The sequence below is a fragment of the Kosakonia sp. ML.JS2a genome, assembly GCF_025642095.1.
Classification (GTDB): Bacteria; Pseudomonadota; Gammaproteobacteria; order Enterobacterales; family Enterobacteriaceae.
Map to the genome: position 1 here is coordinate 3545475 of NZ_CP106754.1, position 15898 is coordinate 3561372.

Below are 15898 nucleotides of genomic sequence, written 5' to 3' on the forward strand. Positions count from 1 at the left end.
TTATCACATCGACGGAACATCGTCCCATACACAGAATAACCTGCGAGAGATTAACCATGAAAACCATCAAATATGCTGTTGCTGCCATCGCCCTGTCCACCCTCTCTTTTGGTGCGTTCGCTGCGCAATCCGTAAGCCCGGCTCAGGCCGAAAACCTGAACAAAATCGGCGTCGTGTCTGTCAACAACGCTGACACGCTGGACGGCCTGGAAGCCAAACTGGCTGAGAAAGCAAAAGCGGCTGGCGCATCCAGCTACAGCATTACGTCCGCTAACGGCAATAACAAAATGAGCGGCACTGCAGTTATCTACAAATAACCTCCCCTGTTCTACCCCCTGGCGAACTAACCCTCCGTCGGGGATGCTCCACCCTCATTGACCCTGTTGTTACCCTGTTGTTTGCCCGTCCAGGAATGTGACGGGCTTTTTTTTGTCAAAAACTTGCCGCCACCCGCGCAAGACCCGCTTCCAGCGTCTCCGCTTCACCCGTTGCGACCAGGCAGCAGGCCAGTTGAATCTTCAATGATTCTGGCACCGCTTCACGCCCGGCAATGCAGCGCTCAATCCAGCGGGCGGTGCTCTCGGCATCTTTCGCTACGCCTTCAGGCGACATCTGTTCAGGCGCATCATTGCGGGTAAACAGCACGCGCTCGCCCTGCGCATCGATCAGCGTAATCTGCGGGCAGCGCTGCGGATTCGCATAGACCTCCCCTTCCGTCCCGTGCATCAGCAAGCCGCGCCCACCGATATCAGCAAAAAATTTGCCAACGCGGGTGATATATTCCGGGTGCGAAACGCTGGACAAACGCAACGCTGCTGCTTTTTCAAACGGTGTCGCCAGTTTTGCCAGCGTGTGCGCACTGTTGCGCACCCCCATACGCCAGCGCATCGCCAGCTGTTTTTCCAGCGGCGGACAGAGCGCGCTCACCGGAATATAGACTGGCTGATGCCCTTCCAGGCGCGCCTGCGCCTGACCTGCGTGCAGCGTGGGGTTAATGCCCAGCAAGGTGAAAATCGTTTCGGTGACCACGCGGGTGGGATCTTCGCTCACACCGTGCACCAGCACCGGAAAGCCGAGTTTCGTCAGCAGAATGGCCAGCAGCGGAGTTAAGTTGGCCTGTTTGCGCGCGCCGTTGTAACTGGGGATCACAATCGGCATCGGTTTTGCTACCGGGGGCGTCAGTTTGATGGTGTGATGCTGCATCGCGTCGTAAAAGCCGCGCATTTCCGCCTCACCTTCCCCTTTAATGCGCAGGGCAATCAGGATACCGCCCATTTCCAGATCCGGCACATCGCCATTGAGCATGTGCGTGTACAAACCACGAGCGGTGTCAACATCGAGATCCCGGGCGTGATGCTTTCCCCGGCCGATCTCTTTAATGATGGTGCGGTAATCCATGGGAACTCCTTGCGTGCTCACATCGTTAACGGCGCCTGCGGCGCTTTTGTTCTGGTTTCTTCACTATAACGTCCGGCATCGGCGGTTGTGAAATAGGAAACACCGGCAGTGCATCGAGAAGGCGTTTACCATAACTTTTGGTCAGCAGGCGCTTGTCGTAAATCACCACTTCGCCATGGCAGCCGTGGCTACGGATCAGTCGCCCCACCTGCTGGATCAAATTGAATGACGCGCTGGGCAGGCTCTGGACCTCAAACGGGTAGCGATTCAGGCTTTTTAACCATTCGCCTTCGGTGATCACCACTGGGCTGTCGATGGGCGGAAAGGCAATTTTATGAATGTGTACCTGCGTCAGGTAATCGCCTTTTAAATCCAGCCCCTCGGCAAAAGATTGCAAACCGACCAGCACGCTACGCTCACCGCTATCAATGCGTTTACGGTGCAGCTCCACCAGTCGATAACGGGGTTGATCCCCTTGCACCAGTAACAATAAACGCAGATCGGTCACGTAACTCAAAAAGAGCTGCATCGCCCGCTGACTGGCGAACAGCACCAGCATCCCCGGATGCGCTTTACTTTCCACCTGTTGGCGAAACCAGGTCGCCATTTCGGCAATATGCTGCTCTTCATTTTCGATCAGCGGCTCATAGCGCATCTGCGGAATGACGATTTTGCCCTGCTCCACATGGTTAAACGGCGAATCCAGCGTGACAAAACGGTCTCCGGCCTTCTCTTTCAGGCCGCTCATCTCCTGCAAGCGATTAAAACTGTTCAGCGAACGCAGGGTAGCGGACGTCACCACAATATGCGGTATGCTGCGCCACAGCAGCTTTTCCAACTGATCGCTCACGCGAATGCCAACGCAATGAAACAGCATATGCAGTTGCCCGTCGCGCACTTCCCGCGTGGCCCACTTCGACACTGGCGCGCCGGAAGCTTGCGCCATGGAAGCCAGCCGCCATAGCTTACTCTGGCTTTCAAACATGCCCAGCGCGCGGTTCATTTGCAGGATCACGCGATGCAGGCGGACGATATCGTGGCTGCCGGTCTTCTCGCTTAAATCATTCAGGAACAGCTCCGCCAGCCCGCGCAGCATCTCTGTCAGCTTCGCCAGACGCTGACAGATAGCCATCACCTCATCCGGCAGTTCGCCCATCGCAAAACGGTGTTCGGCTTCCTGGCCTGCAGGAAGATAGAGATTGAGTATGTTGTTCAGCGACGCGATCAGTTCATACAGCTCTTCGCAGTGGGCGTTAAGACGCTCCGGGGTTGCCAGCGGTGGTGTGGTTTTCGGGCGGAACTGCTCCAGGCAGGTTGCCACCAGTTTGCAGAACAGATCGAGCTGGAGGCGGTACCAGGAGGCCGTAATTTCCGCGCTCATCTCCAGCGCGTCCCGCGCGACATCCGGCAAATGGTGGCCTTCATCCAGCACCAGCAGCAGGTTTTTCGGCTCCGGCAATACCGCTTCGCTCTCCATGGCCGCCATCACCAGCGCATGGTTCGCCACCACCACTTCCGCCTCCTGAATTTCACGGCGCGCGACAAAAAACGGGCATTCGCGGTAGTAGTGGCAGTTGCGGTTAAGGCAACTGGCTTTATCGGTGCTGAGACGCCGCCATAACTCATCACTGATGGCTTTATCCGTATGATCGCGCAGGCCGTCCCATTTATAACTGTCGAGATCGGCTTTCAGCGCCGCGCAGTGCTTCTGTTCTTCCTGATTCCCCGGCGTTAGCTCATCATCCAGAAACGCCAGCAGATCCTGCTGATTCGGCTCAGAACTGGCCAGCGCAGTGAGATTGCGCGGGCACACGTAGCGACCGCGACCGAAGGCGGCGGTAAAGCGCAAATCGGGGATAATTTTGCGCAGCAGCGGCAGATCTTTGCTGAAGATTTGATCCTGCAAGGCAACGTTCGCGGTGCTGACCACCAGCGTTTTTTGCTCTTCGCGGGCAATGGCGATGCCGGGAATCAAATAAGAGAGGGTTTTCCCGACGCCGGTTGGCGCTTCAATCGCCAGATGCCGCCCTTCATCGCCCGCCAGCGTTTTCGCCACATCGGCAATCATCTGCCGCTGCGGGGCGCGGGGAATAAAGTCCGGGATCTGTTGTTGCAACGCCTTATACCAGGCGGCAATCTGCGCTTTTAGCGCGGCGGTAAGGGCCATTCGACAACCTGAAATACTGTATAAACAGCCACTATTGTGGCATTTTTAGCGCCCCGGGGGTAACGGTTTTTGCAATGCCGGAAGCCGTCGCCAGAAAATATCCCTCCGGTTGCAAATACAGGATATTTTTCGCAGCGCCGATCACAATTTGGCATATCAGGTCATCAATGCCCTGAGCGACGCGTTGATCATTTATTCGGGCAATGCTAGTTTTTACCTGCATTACGCTTGTTACCGAATATCGGGCAAAACCTAAATGCAGACTATGAGGACAAATCCGTCCGCGGCTGTATTTACGTTTTGCCCGTTTTTGTTTGCAGGAGTTGGCGATGCTGGTCAAACAAATATTAAATAATAACGTTGTCAGCGCCATTGATGAGCGTGGGCTTGAGGTTATTCTTACCGGCCGCGGTCTTGGGTTTAATACCCACACCGGTGCCAGCGTGGATACCCAGGCCATCGAAAAAATATTCCGTCTGCAGGATTCGCAGGTCTCCGCCCGATTCAAAGATTTGATCAGCGAAGTGCCGGTAGAAATACTGCAACTGACCGATGATATCGTCGCCCTGGCGCGCGCAACGCTGCCGCATAAATTAAGTGAAGGCCTGTACGTTACTCTGGCCGATCATCTTCATTTCGCTCTGCAACGCAGCCAGAACAGCGAAGTGCTGCCCAATCCGCTGGAGTGGGAAGTGCGCCATTTCTATACCGCAGAATATGGCATCGGCCGCCAGGCTCTGGGCATGGTGGTGGCGCGCACCGGTACCTTATTACCCGATAGCGAAGCCTGTAGCATCGCCCTGCATATTGTAAACGCCGGGCTGAACGACACGATGGGTAAAACCACGCAGATTACGCGCCTTATTTACCAGTTGCAGAATATCGTTAAATACTTTTTCAGCCTGCCACTCGATGAGCACAGTCTGAATTATCAACGCTTTATTACCCATTTAAAGTTTTTCGCCCAGCGGGTGATTGATGGTGTGGTGTTAAATAATGACGACGAGGAATTATTTGCCATGGTGCAGCGTCGTTATCAGACAACCCTGAAGTGCGTTGACGCAATTAATGAGTTTGTCGGTAAAAATTATCACCACACCATGAGCAACTCGGAAAAGCTCTACCTGACCGTGCATATCGAAAACGTCGTGCAACGGGTAGAGTCGTAAAAAATATTCTTTCCAGGCTTGTTACTGTTAAATCAGGCAAACCCCAGAAGAACAAAGCGCCGGTTTATCACCGGTAATTGTTATGACACCTGCAATGCAGGCGTCAGTCTGGAGGAATGACCATGAACTATCAGGATACCGCGCAGCAGATCATTACCCGGATCGGCGGCAAGGACAATATTCTGTCGCTGTTTCACTGCATCACCCGTCTGCGTTTTTTACTGAAAGATCACGACAAAGCTGACCGTGCGGCGCTGGAAGCGCTGGATGGCGTGATTGGCGTGAATATTTCAGGCGACCAGTATCAACTGATTATCGGCAACGACGTTGCTCCCTTGTGCGAAGCGCTGCTGACAAAACTGCCGGGAGTCTCATCCGGCGGCGCGGTGCAGCATGGCAAACGCCGCAATCCGATTTCCGTCGTGCTGGAGGGACTATCCAGCATCTTTTCACCTATCATTCCGGCCATTGCCGGGGCCGGTATTCTCAAAGGGGTGCTGGCGCTGCTGGTCGCCATGCACTGGCTGGAAACCAGTAATCAAACGTACCAAATCCTGCTGGCGATCAGCGACGGCGTTTTCTACTTTATGCCGCTGGCGCTGGCGTTCAGCGCCGCCAATAAATTCGGCGCTAACCCGTACGTTGCAGTCGCACTGGCCGCCGCCCTCTTCCACCCCGCTATTCAGACACTGTTTAAGTCCGGTGCTCCGGTCAATTTCATGAGTTTGCCAGTGCCAACAGTGAACTATGCCTCTACCGTTATCCCGATTTTACTGGCGGTCTGGCTGCTCAGTCGGGTGGAGAAGCTGATTGATCGCATCATGCCAGGCGCGTTGAAAACCATGTTTGTCCCGCTGCTGAGCCTGGTGATTGTCACCCCCATCACGCTGATCGCCATTGGCCCGCTGGGCATTTTTGCCGGTAACGCGTTGTCTGGCGGCATTATCTGGCTGGTGGAAAATATGGGTCTCGTCGCGGGCGTGGTGGTGGGCGGCACGCTGTCGATGATCATCATCACCGGCATGCACTATGTGCTGGTGCCGATCATGATCAACAACATCAGCCAGATGGGTTTCGACCCGTTCAAAATCCTCTTTTATGTTGCCAACCTCGGGCAGGCCGGTGCGGCCTTTGGCGTATTTCTGCGCGCCAAAGACCGGAAGCTGAAGTCGCTGGCGCTGACCACCAGCTTTAGCGCCGCGATGGGCATTACCGAACCGGCGATGTACGGCATCAACATTCGCTATAAACGCCCCTTCGCCGCGGCCTTGATTGGCGGCGCTTGCGGCGGCGGTTTCGCGATGGCAATGGGGGTCAAAACCTACGCCTTTGCGCTCAGCGGCTTACCGGGTCTTCCGGCTCTGGTCGGCCCCACCTTCCTGTGGGCGCTGGTCAGTATCGCCATCTCGTTTACCTGCGCCGCCGTGGTCACGGTGATCCTTGGTTTTGAAGAAACGGTGGTCGCCGGCATCAGCCCGGTGCCGGTAGCGCGCAGCGAAGAGAAGCTGTTTGCCCCCGTCAGTGGTGAACTGAAAGCACTGAGCACACTCAGCGATCCGGTCTTCGCCGATGAAATTTTTGGCAAAGGACTGGCGATTTACCCCACCAGCGGCGAGCTGCGTTCGCCGGTCAACGGCAAGGTGGAGTCGCTGTTTGAAACCCACCACGCACTGGCGCTGCAAAGCGATACCGGTGCAGAGGTCCTGATCCATATCGGTATCGACACCGTCAAGCTGGGCGGGCGCCACTTCACCAGCCACACCACTGCCGGGCAGATCGTGGAGGTGGGCGATTTACTGGTGAGCTTTGACCTTGCAGCGCTGAAAGCCGAAGGCATCGACCCCAGCGTGATTGTGGTGGTCACCAACAGCGAACAGTACGGCGATATCAGCCCGGTGAAAGCAAATGGCGATGTCGCCAGCCGGGACGCATTTCTCACACTGACCGCGACAGCGGCGTAAGGAGCAGACATATGGCATTTTCGAAAGCATTTCCGGACAGGTTTTTATGGGGCGGCGCCACAGCCGCTAACCAGTTGGAAGGCGCATGGAACGTGGGAGGAAAAGGGCTATCGGTCTCTGATGTCTACACCTTCGACAGCGACATGCCCCGCGAACGCTGGCTCGATCAGTGGCTGGGTATGACCCACGCGCAGGTACGTGAAGCGCAGGATCCGAACAGCAAAAAATACTACCCCAAACGCAAAGGCAACGACTTCTATCACCACTTTAAAGAGGATATCGCGCTGTTTGCCGGAATGGGCTTTAAATGCTTTCGCATGTCGATTGCCTGGACGCGCATCTTCCCGCGTGGTGATGAAACCACCCCCAACGAAGCCGGGCTGGCATTTTACGATGAGGTGTTCGACACGTTGCTGGCACACGGCATCGAGCCCATTGTCTCGCTGTCGCACTATGAGATGCCGCTGGCGCTGGTCACCGATTACGGCGGCTGGCCAAATCGTCAGGTGGTGGATTTTTACGTGCGCTTTGCCACCACGGTGTTCACCCGCTACCGCAAAAAAGTGAAGTACTGGATGACCTTTAACGAGATCAACTGCGTCAAGCATCATCCGTATGTCAGCGTTGGGGTTATCGAAGAGGACAACCCGCATCTTGAGCAGGATAAATACCAGGGCGCGCACCATCAGTTTGTTGCCAGCGCGCTGGCGACCAAAGCCTGCCACGCCATCATTCCCGGCTCGCAAATGGGCTGCATGATCAGCTACCAGATGCTCTATCCGCACACCTGCCACCCGGACGATTTGCAGGCCTGCGAAGAGATGCAGCGCGTGTCGCTGTTCTTTAGCGACGTGCAGGCGCGCGGCTACTACCCGGCGTATACCGATCGCATGCTGGCGGAGAAAGGCGTTACGCTGCAAAAAGTGGTCGGCGACGATGAGATCCTGCGCCAGCACCCGGTGGATTTTGTCTCCTTCAGTTACTACATGTCGAGCACCGTCAGCGCGCATCCGGAAAAACTGGAAGGCGCGGAAGGCAATATGATCACCGGCGGCATTCGCAACCCGCACCTGCCCACCAGCCAGTGGGGCTGGCAGATAGACCCGAAAGGGCTGCGTCTGGCGCTCAACCAGCTGTATGACCGCTACCAGAAACCGCTGTTTATTGCCGAAAACGGTCTGGGCGCGGTGGATACCGTCAACCCGGATGGCTCAATTGATGACGATTACCGTATCGATTACCTGCGCCAGCACGTGGAACAGATGCAGGAAGCCATCGGCGATGGCGTCGATCTGTTCGGTTATACCTGGTGGGGGCCGATTGATGTGGTCAGCGCAGGCACGGCGCAAATCTCCAAACGCTATGGGTTTATCTATGTGGACCAGGATGATATGGGCAACGGCACACAGGCCCGCTCGCTGAAGAAAAGCTATCACTGGTATAAAAAACTGATCGCCTCCAACGGCGAAGATTTGACGGATTAAGGAGCAAAAATGGCTGTTTTCCCGAAAGATTTTTTATGGGGTGGCGCGATTGCCGCCAACCAGGCCGAAGGCGCATGGAATGAGGACGGCAAAGGGCCGTCGATCGCAGACGTGGTGCGCGGCGGCATCGCCTCCGGCAAGCATGATGCGGTGGTTGATCCCAACCTTTATTACGCCAGCCATCAGGCGATTGATTTTTATCACCATTACAAAGAGGACGTGGCGCTGTTTGCCGAAATGGGTTTCACCTGTTTCCGCACCTCGATTGCCTGGACGCGCATCTTCCCGCGCGGTGATGAAACCACGCCCAACGAAGCCGGGCTGGCTTTTTATGACGCTCTGTTTGATGAGTTGCTGAAGTATGGCATCGAGCCGGTGATCACCCTTTCCCACTACGAAACGCCACTGGCGCTGTATCAGGAGTACGGCGGCTGGAAGAACCGCCAGTTGATTGATTTCTTTGCCCGCTACTGCGAAACGGTATTCCACCGCTACAAAGGCAAGGTCAAATACTGGATGACCTTCAATGAGCTGAACAACATGAACCGCATGCCCTTCGCCACCGGTGCGGTGGATGCTGACGCCAGCGCACAGGCGATCTGGCAGGCCAACCATCACCAGTTTGTCGCCAACGCGCGGGCCAACAAGCTATGCCATGAGATTATCCCGGGGGCGAAAATTGGCTGCATGTTATCGCTGAGCACCGTCTACCCGGCCACCTGTAACCCGGAGGACATCTTCTCCACCATGCAGTTGCGCCGTCGCTCACTGTTCTTCTCTGATGTGATGATGTTCGGTCAGTACCCGGCATTCGCTCCACGGCTGTTTCGCGAGCTTGGGGTGGAGCTGGAAATTGCTGAGGGGGATCTGCAACTGCTGGCAGATTACCCTTCCGATTATCTTGGCTTTAGTTACTACCGCAGCGTGCTGCATCAGACTGGTGGGCAATTCCGCATTGATACCGGCGGAACGGCCGGGCTGGATAACCCATTCCTTGAGAAAACGGAATGGGGCTGGCCCATCGATCCGCAGGGCTTTCGCATTGTCTGTAACGAGCTGGCGGATCGCTACCGTAAGCCGCTGTTTATCGTAGAGAACGGCTATGGCGGCGTCGATGAAGTCGATGCTGACGGGCAGATTAACGATCTGGCGCGCATGGATTATGGCCGCCGCCATATTCAGGCGATGGCGGAAGCCATTGAAGATGGCTGCGATATCATGGGCTATACGTGGTGGGGCCCCATCGACATAGTGAGCGCCGGTACCGGTGAAATGAAAAAACGTTACGGCTTTATCTATGTGGATAAAGACAATGACGGCAACGGTACCCTGAAGCGCAGTAAGAAGAAGAGTTTTGACTGGTATCAACAGGTTATCGCCAGTAACGGAGGGATTCTGTAGAGGGCGGAAACGAATTTGCAAGCCCGATAAGACAAAGACGCCACCCGGCAAATGAATGCCGGATGGCGCTTATCTGATCGGCAGAATCAGACGATTACTGTGCGGCGGACGGTTTGCGCGGACGGCGACGGGATGCATTGCCTGCTGGTTTAGCGGCTCCGCCGTCAAGACGACGTCCGCCAGTTGGCTTAGCCGCACCACCATCAGGACGACGTCCACCTGTCCCACCTTCGCTACGGCGAACACCTTCCGGCTTAGCGGCCCCACCTTCACTGCGGCGCGGTGTGCGCGGTTTTTGCGCTTCACCCTCGTTGCGACGCGGTGCAGCCTGACCACGACCGCCACCGCCCTGCCCGCGACCACCACCCTGACGACCGCCGCCCTGGCCGCGACCATTCTGAATGGGTTCGGCTTTGATTGACGGGTCCGGATCGTAGCCCGCTAATGCAATGCGCGGGATCTCTTTCTTCAGCAGGCGCTCGATATCGCGCAGCAGTTTATGCTCATCCACGCACACCAGCGACAGTGCTTCACCGGTTGCAGCCGCACGGCCGGTACGGCCAATACGGTGTACGTAATCTTCCGGCACGTTGGGCAGCTCATAGTTCACCACGTGCGGCAGTTCTTCAATATCCAGACCACGGGCGGCAATATCGGTCGCCACCAGCACGCGAATATCGCCGGATTTGAAATCCGCCAGCGCACGGGTACGCGCGCCCTGGCTCTTGTTTCCGTGGATAGCGGCGCTGGTAATGCCGTCTTTGTTCAGCTGTTCAGCCAGATGGTTGGCGCCATGCTTGGTACGGGTGAAGACCAGCACCTGCTGCCAGTTACCCTCGCCGATCATCTGCGACAGCAGTTCACGCTTGCGTTTTTTATCGACGAAATGCACATGCTGCGTCACCTGTTCAGACGCAGTGTTGCGGCGCGCCACTTCGATTTCCAGCGGGTTGCGCAGCAGTTTTTCCGCCAGCTGTTTGATCTCATCAGAGAAGGTCGCGGAAAACAGCAGGTTCTGGCGTTTAGCCGGCAGCTTCGCCAGTACGCGGCGAATATCGTGAATAAAGCCCATATCCAGCATGCGGTCGGCTTCATCCAGCACCAGAATTTCCACGCTATCGAGCTTCAGCGCATTTTGGTGTTCCAGATCCAGCAGACGCCCTGGCGTCGCCACCAGCACATCCACGCCACCGCGCAGCTTCATCATCTGCGGGTTAATGCTGACCCCGCCAAACACCACCATCGAGCGGATATTCAGGTACTTGCTGTACTCGTGGACGTTTTCACCCACTTGCGCCGCCAGTTCACGGGTCGGCGTCAGGATCAGCGCGCGCACCGGACGGCGGCCTTTCGCGTGCGGCTCGCTCTGGATCAGGCGCTGCAACAGCGGCAGGGTAAAACCAGCAGTTTTGCCGGTACCCGTCTGGGCGCTGGCCATCAAATCGCGGCCTTGCAACACAGCCGGGATCGCCTGCTGCTGAATAGGGGTTGGCTGAAGGTAACCCTGCTCTGCGACCGCGCGCAGAATTTCCGGATTCAGGCCAAGGGCATCAAATGACATAACAACTCCGCACCGCCCCGACCTGTCACAGGTGTAGTTTTCGAGGAGATAATAATTTGATTGATGACAAAAACCACAATGCCATGAAGGGGCGGAGTGTATCAGCTTTTGTGATCACGCGCATAAAATATCCCACAAAGAAAGCGCAGCGGGAGAATCGTTCAGCCCAGGCTGGACAAGAACAAAAACGCACCTTAAAGTTAATCAATCGATTGATTAATTATTATTGCGCCCATGAATACGACACCGACAACCAGCAAAGGTGAACAAGCCAGAAGCCAGCTAATTGCCGCCGCACTCGCGCAATTTGGCGAATATGGCTTACACGCCACCACCCGGGATATCGCCGCGCAGGCAGGGCAAAATATTGCCGCCATTACCTACTACTTTGGTTCCAAAGACGATCTCTACCTTGCCTGTGCGCAGTGGATAGCCGACTTTATTCATGAAAACTTCCGCCCTCACGCGCTGGCGGCGGAAGCGCTGTTCGCCCATCCGGATCCGGATAAAGAGGCCATTCGCGAACTGATCCACCGGGCCTGCAAAAGTATGATCACCCTGCTGACGCATGATGAAACGCTCAACCTGAGTAAATTTATCTCCCGTGAGCAGCTCTCTCCCACCCGCGCGTACCAGCTGGTGCATGACCAGGTGATTGCACCGCTGCACAGCCACCTGACCCGCCTGCTTGCGGCCTACACCGGCCTCGACGCGGGCGATACGCAAACCATTATTCATACCCACGCGCTACTGGGTGAAATTCTCGCGTTTCGTCTCGGGCGGGAAACCTTTTTGCTGCGCGCCGGATGGACACAATTCGATGCCGAGAAATCGTCGCTGATTTTTCAGGTCATCACCTGCCATATCGATTTGATTTTGCAAGGATTAACGCACAGGAGTCCCGAGTGATGAAAAAGACCGTCGTGGTGTTAGTAGTTGCGATTATTGTGCTTGCCGTGCTGGGCGGCGGCTGGATGTGGTATCAAAGCAAACAGGAAAATAGCCTGACGCTGTATGGCAATGTTGATATCCGCACGGTCAATCTGAGCTTTCGCGTGGGCGGTCGACTGGCCTCGCTGGCGGTGGATGAAGGGGACGCCATTAAAAGCGGCCAGTTGCTCGGTGAATTAGACAAAGCGCCGTATGAAAACGCTCTGTTGCAGGCGCAGGCCAATGTCTCCACCGCGCAGGCGAAATACTCGCTGGCGACGGCGGGCTACCGCGATGAAGAGATAGCCCAGGCGGTTGCCGCCGTGAATCAGGCGCGTGCGGCCTATGATTACGCGCAGAACTACTATCAGCGCCAGCTGGGGTTGATAAAAAGCCACGCGATTCCGGCCAATGACCTGGAAAATGCGCGCTCCTCACGGGATCAGGCGCAGGCCACGCTGAAATCCGCGCAGGATAAACTGAGCCAGTATCGCGCCGGGAACCGCCCGCAAGAAATCGCCCAAGCCAAAGCCGGTCTCGAACAGGCTGAAGCCGCACTGGCGCAGGCGCAACTGGATTTGCAGGACACCGCGCTTATCGCCCCGGCGAACGGCACGCTGCTGACCCGCGCCGTGGAACCCGGCAGTATGCTCAGCGCAGGCGGTACAGTGCTGACGCTCTCCTTAACCCGCCCGGTATGGGTACGCGCCTACGTGGATGAACGTAATTTGCAACAGGCGCAGCCCGGTCAGGAGGTGACGCTGTACACCGACGGTCGCCCGAACAAGCCGTATCACGGCAAAATCGGGTTTGTCTCCCCGACCGCCGAATTCACACCCAAAACCGTTGAAACCCCGGATTTGCGTACCGACCTGGTTTATCGCCTGCGCATTATCGTTACCGATGCCGACGACACACTGCGCCAGGGCATGCCGGTCACCATCCATTTTAACGAGGCGCGTCATGAGTGAGGCGACCATCCATCTGCACGGGCTGGTAAAACGCTTTCCCGGCATGGATAAACCCGCCGTGGCGCAACTCAACTGTACCATCAACGCCGGTTACGTTACCGGGCTGGTCGGGCCGGATGGTGCCGGGAAAACCACGCTGATGCGCATGCTTGCAGGCTTAATGAAAGCGGATGAAGGCAGTGCGCAGGTGATGGGTCTGGATCCAATACGCAACGACAGCGAACTGCATGCCATGCTGGGTTATATGCCGCAAAAATTTGGCCTGTATGAAGATTTGACGGTGATGGAGAACCTCAATCTGTACGCCGATTTGCGCAGCGTCACCGGTGAAAAACGGCAACAGACATTTTCGCGTTTGCTGGTGTTTACCGCACTGGCCCCGTTTACCGACAGGCTGGCGGGGAAACTCTCCGGCGGTATGAAACAGAAACTCGGGCTGGCCTGTACGCTGGTCGGCGAACCGAAAGTGCTGCTGCTGGATGAACCCGGTGTCGGCGTCGATCCGATCTCCCGTCGCGAACTGTGGCGAATGGTACATGAACTGGCCGGTGAGGGGATGCTGATCCTCTGGAGCACCTCCTATCTTGATGAAGCCGAACAGTGCCGCGAAGTGCTGCTAATGAACGAAGGGGAATTGCTCTACCAGGGCGAACCGAAAGCGTTGACGCAGACCATGGCCGGGCGCAGTTTTCTGGTTTCCAGCCCGCAGGAGAATAACCGCCGGTTGCTACGTCGACTGCTGAAGCAGCCCCAGGTCAGCGACGGCATGATCCAGGGGCGCTCGGTACGCATGATCCTGAAAAAACAGGCGCAGGCGCAGCAGATCCAGGCCGCTGAAAATATGCCGCCTTTAGACATCACGCCGACAGCGCCGCGCTTTGAAGATGCGTTTATCGATCTGCTTGGCGGCGCGGGAACCGCAGAATCACCGCTCGGTTCAATTCTGCATACGGTAGAAGGCAATGCGCAGGAAACGGTGATTGAAGCCAAATCCCTGACCAAAAAATTTGGCGACTTTGCCGCCACCGACCATGTGAACTTTGCGGTAAAACGCGGGGAAATTTTTGGCCTGCTTGGCCCTAACGGCGCCGGGAAATCCACCACCTTTAAAATGATGTGCGGTCTGCTGGTGCCCACGGACGGCCAGGCGCTGGTGCTGAATATGGATCTGAAAGTCAGCTCCGGAAAAGCACGCCAGCACCTGGGCTACATGGCGCAGAAATTCTCCCTCTACGGCAACCTGACGGTGGAACAAAATCTGCGCTTTTTCTCCGGTGTTTATGGCCTGCGCGGGCGGGCGCAGAACGAGAAAATCGCCCGCATGAGCGAGGCATTCGGTTTAAAAAGTATTGCTGACCATGCCACAGATGAATTGCCACTCGGTTTTAAACAACGCCTGGCGCTGGCCTGCTCGTTAATGCATGAACCGGATATTTTGTTTCTCGACGAACCGACATCGGGGGTCGACCCGCTGACGCGCCGTGAGTTCTGGCTGCATATCAACAGCATGGTGGAAAAAGGGGTGACGGTGATGGTCACTACCCACTTTATGGATGAGGCGGAGTATTGCGATCGCATTGGTCTGGTCTATCGCGGAAAGCTGATCGCCAGCGGTACGCCGGACGCGCTAAAGGCGCAAACGGCCGACGCGGACACGCCCGATCCCACCATGGAACAGGCGTTTATCACGCTGATTCATAACTGGGATAAGGAGCATCATAATGAGCCTTAACGCGTTATCCTGGCGGCGCGTACGCGCGCTGTGCGTGAAAGAGACGCGGCAAATTGTGCGCGATCCCAGCAGTTGGTTGATAGCGGTCGTGATCCCGTTGTTGTTGCTGTTTATTTTTGGCTACGGCATCAACCTGGACTCCAGCAAGCTTCGCGTCGGCGTGCTGCTGGAGCAGCGCAGCGAAGAGGCGCTGGATTTCACCCATACGCTGACTGGCTCGCCGTTTATTGACGCCACCATCAGCGATAACCGCCAGCAACTGATCCAAATGATGCAGGCCGGGCGTATTCGCGGCCTGGTGGTGGTGCCGGTCAATTTTGACGCACAGATGGCGCGCCCCGGCGATACCGCGCCGATTCAGGTGATCACCGACGGCAGTGAACCCAACACCGCCAACTTTGTGCAGGGTTATCTTCAGGGGATCTGGCAACTCTGGCAGCAGCAACGGGCGGACGATCGCGGCGAAACTTTCGAATCGTTGATCGACATTCAGACGCGCTACTGGTTTAACCCGGCAGCCATCAGCCAGCATTTTATTATCCCGGGCGCAGTCACCATTATCATGACGGTGATAGGCGCGATCCTGACATCGCTGGTGGTGGCGCGCGAATGGGAGCGCGGCACCATGGAGGCGTTGCTGTCGACGGAAGTGACGCGGGCGGAACTGCTGCTGTGCAAACTGATCCCCTATTACTTTCTCGGCATGCTGGCGATGCTGCTGTGCATGCTGGTGTCGGTCTTTATTCTCGGCGTGCCTTATCGCGGTTCGTTAGTGGTGCTGTTTTTTATCACCAGCCTGTTTCTGCTCAGTACGCTGGGGATGGGCCTGCTGATTTCGACCGTTACCCGTAATCAGTTTAACGCGGCGCAGGTGGCGCTGAATGCGGCATTTTTACCGTCGATTATGCTGTCCGGTTTTATTTTTCAGATCGACAGCATGCCAGCGGTGATCCGCGCGGTGACCTATATCATTCCGGCGCGCTATTTCGTCAGCACCCTGCAAAGCCTCTTTCTGGCGGGCAATATCCCGGTGGTGCTGATGGTGAATGTGCTGTTTTTGGTGGCCTCGGCAACGATGTTTATCGGCCTGACATGGCTGAAAACGAAACGCAGACTGGATTAAG

Annotated in this window: 14 protein-coding genes; 10 read left to right on the forward strand and 4 right to left on the reverse strand. The window is 56.3% G+C overall.

Going from position 1 to position 15898, the window contains the following annotated elements; all coding sequences use genetic code 11:
* Positions 1-56: 56 nt before the first annotated feature.
* Positions 57-317 (forward strand): DUF1471 family protein YbiJ, encoded by a 261-nt coding sequence (gene ybiJ / locus N7922_RS16840; protein ID WP_061494558.1) that lies wholly within the window; start codon positions 57-59, stop codon positions 315-317.
* A 115-nt stretch (positions 318-432) separates the two neighbouring features.
* Here ybiJ and ybiB read toward each other — a convergent pair whose 3' ends face one another.
* The 3 genes from ybiB to N7922_RS16855 are packed head-to-tail and all read right to left on the reverse strand — an operon-like array spanning position 433 to position 3938.
* A complete protein-coding gene (gene ybiB / locus N7922_RS16845) occupies positions 433-1398 on the reverse strand; it encodes a DNA-binding protein YbiB (RefSeq protein ID WP_263097423.1) in 966 nt (321 codons plus the stop codon).
* A 25-nt stretch (positions 1399-1423) separates the two neighbouring features.
* Positions 1424-3565 (reverse strand): ATP-dependent DNA helicase DinG, encoded by a 2142-nt coding sequence (gene dinG / locus N7922_RS16850; protein WP_263097424.1) that lies wholly within the window; start codon positions 3563-3565, stop codon positions 1424-1426.
* A 31-nt stretch (positions 3566-3596) separates the two neighbouring features.
* A complete protein-coding gene (locus N7922_RS16855) occupies positions 3597-3938 on the reverse strand; it encodes a hypothetical protein (protein ID WP_263097425.1) in 342 nt (113 codons plus the stop codon).
* Here N7922_RS16855 and licT point away from each other — a divergent pair.
* The 4 genes from licT to N7922_RS16875 all read left to right on the forward strand — a co-directional run bounded on the left by licT (position 3895) and on the right by N7922_RS16875 (position 9580).
* Positions 3895-4734 carry a BglG family transcription antiterminator LicT gene (gene licT / locus N7922_RS16860; protein ID WP_263097426.1) on the forward strand — a complete coding sequence of 280 codons (840 nt, stop codon included), beginning with the start codon at positions 3895-3897 and terminating at the stop codon, positions 4732-4734. The two genes, N7922_RS16855 and licT, sit on opposite strands and share 44 nt — an antisense overlap.
* Before the next feature lie 122 nt (positions 4735-4856).
* A complete protein-coding gene (locus N7922_RS16865; protein WP_263097427.1) occupies positions 4857-6695 on the forward strand; it encodes a beta-glucoside-specific PTS transporter subunit IIABC in 1839 nt (612 codons plus the stop codon).
* 11 nt (positions 6696-6706) lie between these two features.
* Positions 6707-8179, forward strand: a complete 1473-nt coding sequence (locus N7922_RS16870; protein ID WP_263097428.1) for a glycoside hydrolase family 1 protein — start codon at positions 6707-6709, stop codon at positions 8177-8179.
* Between the two features lie 9 nt (positions 8180-8188).
* Positions 8189-9580: a glycoside hydrolase family 1 protein gene (locus N7922_RS16875; protein ID WP_263097429.1), complete on the forward strand. Its 1392-nt coding sequence runs from the start codon at positions 8189-8191 to the stop codon at positions 9578-9580.
* Between the two features lie 94 nt (positions 9581-9674).
* Here the strand turns inward: N7922_RS16875 and rhlE are convergent, their stop codons facing one another.
* The gene (rhlE, locus tag N7922_RS16880) at positions 9675-11141 is read right to left on the reverse strand and encodes an ATP-dependent RNA helicase RhlE (RefSeq protein WP_263097430.1); all 1467 of its coding nucleotides are present in this window, start codon (positions 11139-11141) and stop codon (positions 9675-9677) included.
* A 56-nt stretch (positions 11142-11197) separates the two neighbouring features.
* On the opposite strand from rhlE, the gene N7922_RS16885 reads away from it, so the two are divergent.
* From N7922_RS16885 to N7922_RS16905, 5 genes are read left to right on the forward strand one after another with little or no spacing between them, the layout of a single operon-like run.
* Positions 11198-11407 (forward strand): hypothetical protein, encoded by a 210-nt coding sequence (locus N7922_RS16885; protein ID WP_263097431.1) that lies wholly within the window; start codon positions 11198-11200, stop codon positions 11405-11407.
* Positions 11376-12050, forward strand: a complete 675-nt coding sequence (cecR, locus tag N7922_RS16890) for a transcriptional regulator CecR (RefSeq protein WP_263097432.1) — start codon at positions 11376-11378, stop codon at positions 12048-12050. The genes N7922_RS16885 and cecR overlap by 32 nt, the downstream gene beginning before the upstream one ends.
* Positions 12050-13042, forward strand: coding sequence for a secretion protein HlyD (gene hlyD / locus N7922_RS16895; RefSeq protein ID WP_263097433.1), 993 nt, complete (start codon positions 12050-12052; stop codon positions 13040-13042). The genes cecR and hlyD overlap by 1 nt, the downstream gene beginning before the upstream one ends.
* Positions 13035-14774, forward strand: a complete 1740-nt coding sequence (locus N7922_RS16900; RefSeq protein ID WP_263097434.1) for an ATP-binding cassette domain-containing protein — start codon at positions 13035-13037, stop codon at positions 14772-14774. The genes hlyD and N7922_RS16900 overlap by 8 nt, the downstream gene beginning before the upstream one ends.
* A complete protein-coding gene (locus N7922_RS16905; protein WP_263097435.1) occupies positions 14764-15897 on the forward strand; it encodes an ABC transporter permease in 1134 nt (377 codons plus the stop codon). The genes N7922_RS16900 and N7922_RS16905 overlap by 11 nt, the downstream gene beginning before the upstream one ends.
* The last annotated feature ends 1 nt before the right edge of the window (position 15898 follow it).

Bases quoted from the DNA above. Each gene is read 5' to 3' on its own strand.
- ybiJ (WP_061494558.1), top strand. From the start codon at position 57: ATGAAAACCATCAAATATGCTGTTGCTGCCATCGCCCTGTCCACCCTC.
- ybiB (WP_263097423.1), bottom strand. From the start codon at position 1,398: ATGGATTACCGCACCATCATTAAAGAGATCGGCCGGGGAAAGCATCAC.
- dinG (WP_263097424.1), bottom strand. From the start codon at position 3,565: ATGGCCCTTACCGCCGCGCTAAAAGCGCAGATTGCCGCCTGGTATAAG.
- licT (WP_263097426.1), top strand. From the start codon at position 3,895: ATGCTGGTCAAACAAATATTAAATAATAACGTTGTCAGCGCCATTGAT.
- N7922_RS16855 (WP_263097425.1), bottom strand. From the start codon at position 3,938: ATGGCGCTGACAACGTTATTATTTAATATTTGTTTGACCAGCATCGCC.
- N7922_RS16865 (WP_263097427.1), top strand. From the start codon at position 4,857: ATGAACTATCAGGATACCGCGCAGCAGATCATTACCCGGATCGGCGGC.
- N7922_RS16870 (WP_263097428.1), top strand. From the start codon at position 6,707: ATGGCATTTTCGAAAGCATTTCCGGACAGGTTTTTATGGGGCGGCGCC.
- N7922_RS16875 (WP_263097429.1), top strand. From the start codon at position 8,189: ATGGCTGTTTTCCCGAAAGATTTTTTATGGGGTGGCGCGATTGCCGCC.
- rhlE (WP_263097430.1), bottom strand. From the start codon at position 11,141: ATGTCATTTGATGCCCTTGGCCTGAATCCGGAAATTCTGCGCGCGGTC.
- cecR (WP_263097432.1), top strand. From the start codon at position 11,376: ATGAATACGACACCGACAACCAGCAAAGGTGAACAAGCCAGAAGCCAG.
- hlyD (WP_263097433.1), top strand. From the start codon at position 12,050: ATGAAAAAGACCGTCGTGGTGTTAGTAGTTGCGATTATTGTGCTTGCC.
- N7922_RS16900 (WP_263097434.1), top strand. From the start codon at position 13,035: ATGAGTGAGGCGACCATCCATCTGCACGGGCTGGTAAAACGCTTTCCC.
- N7922_RS16905 (WP_263097435.1), top strand. From the start codon at position 14,764: ATGAGCCTTAACGCGTTATCCTGGCGGCGCGTACGCGCGCTGTGCGTG.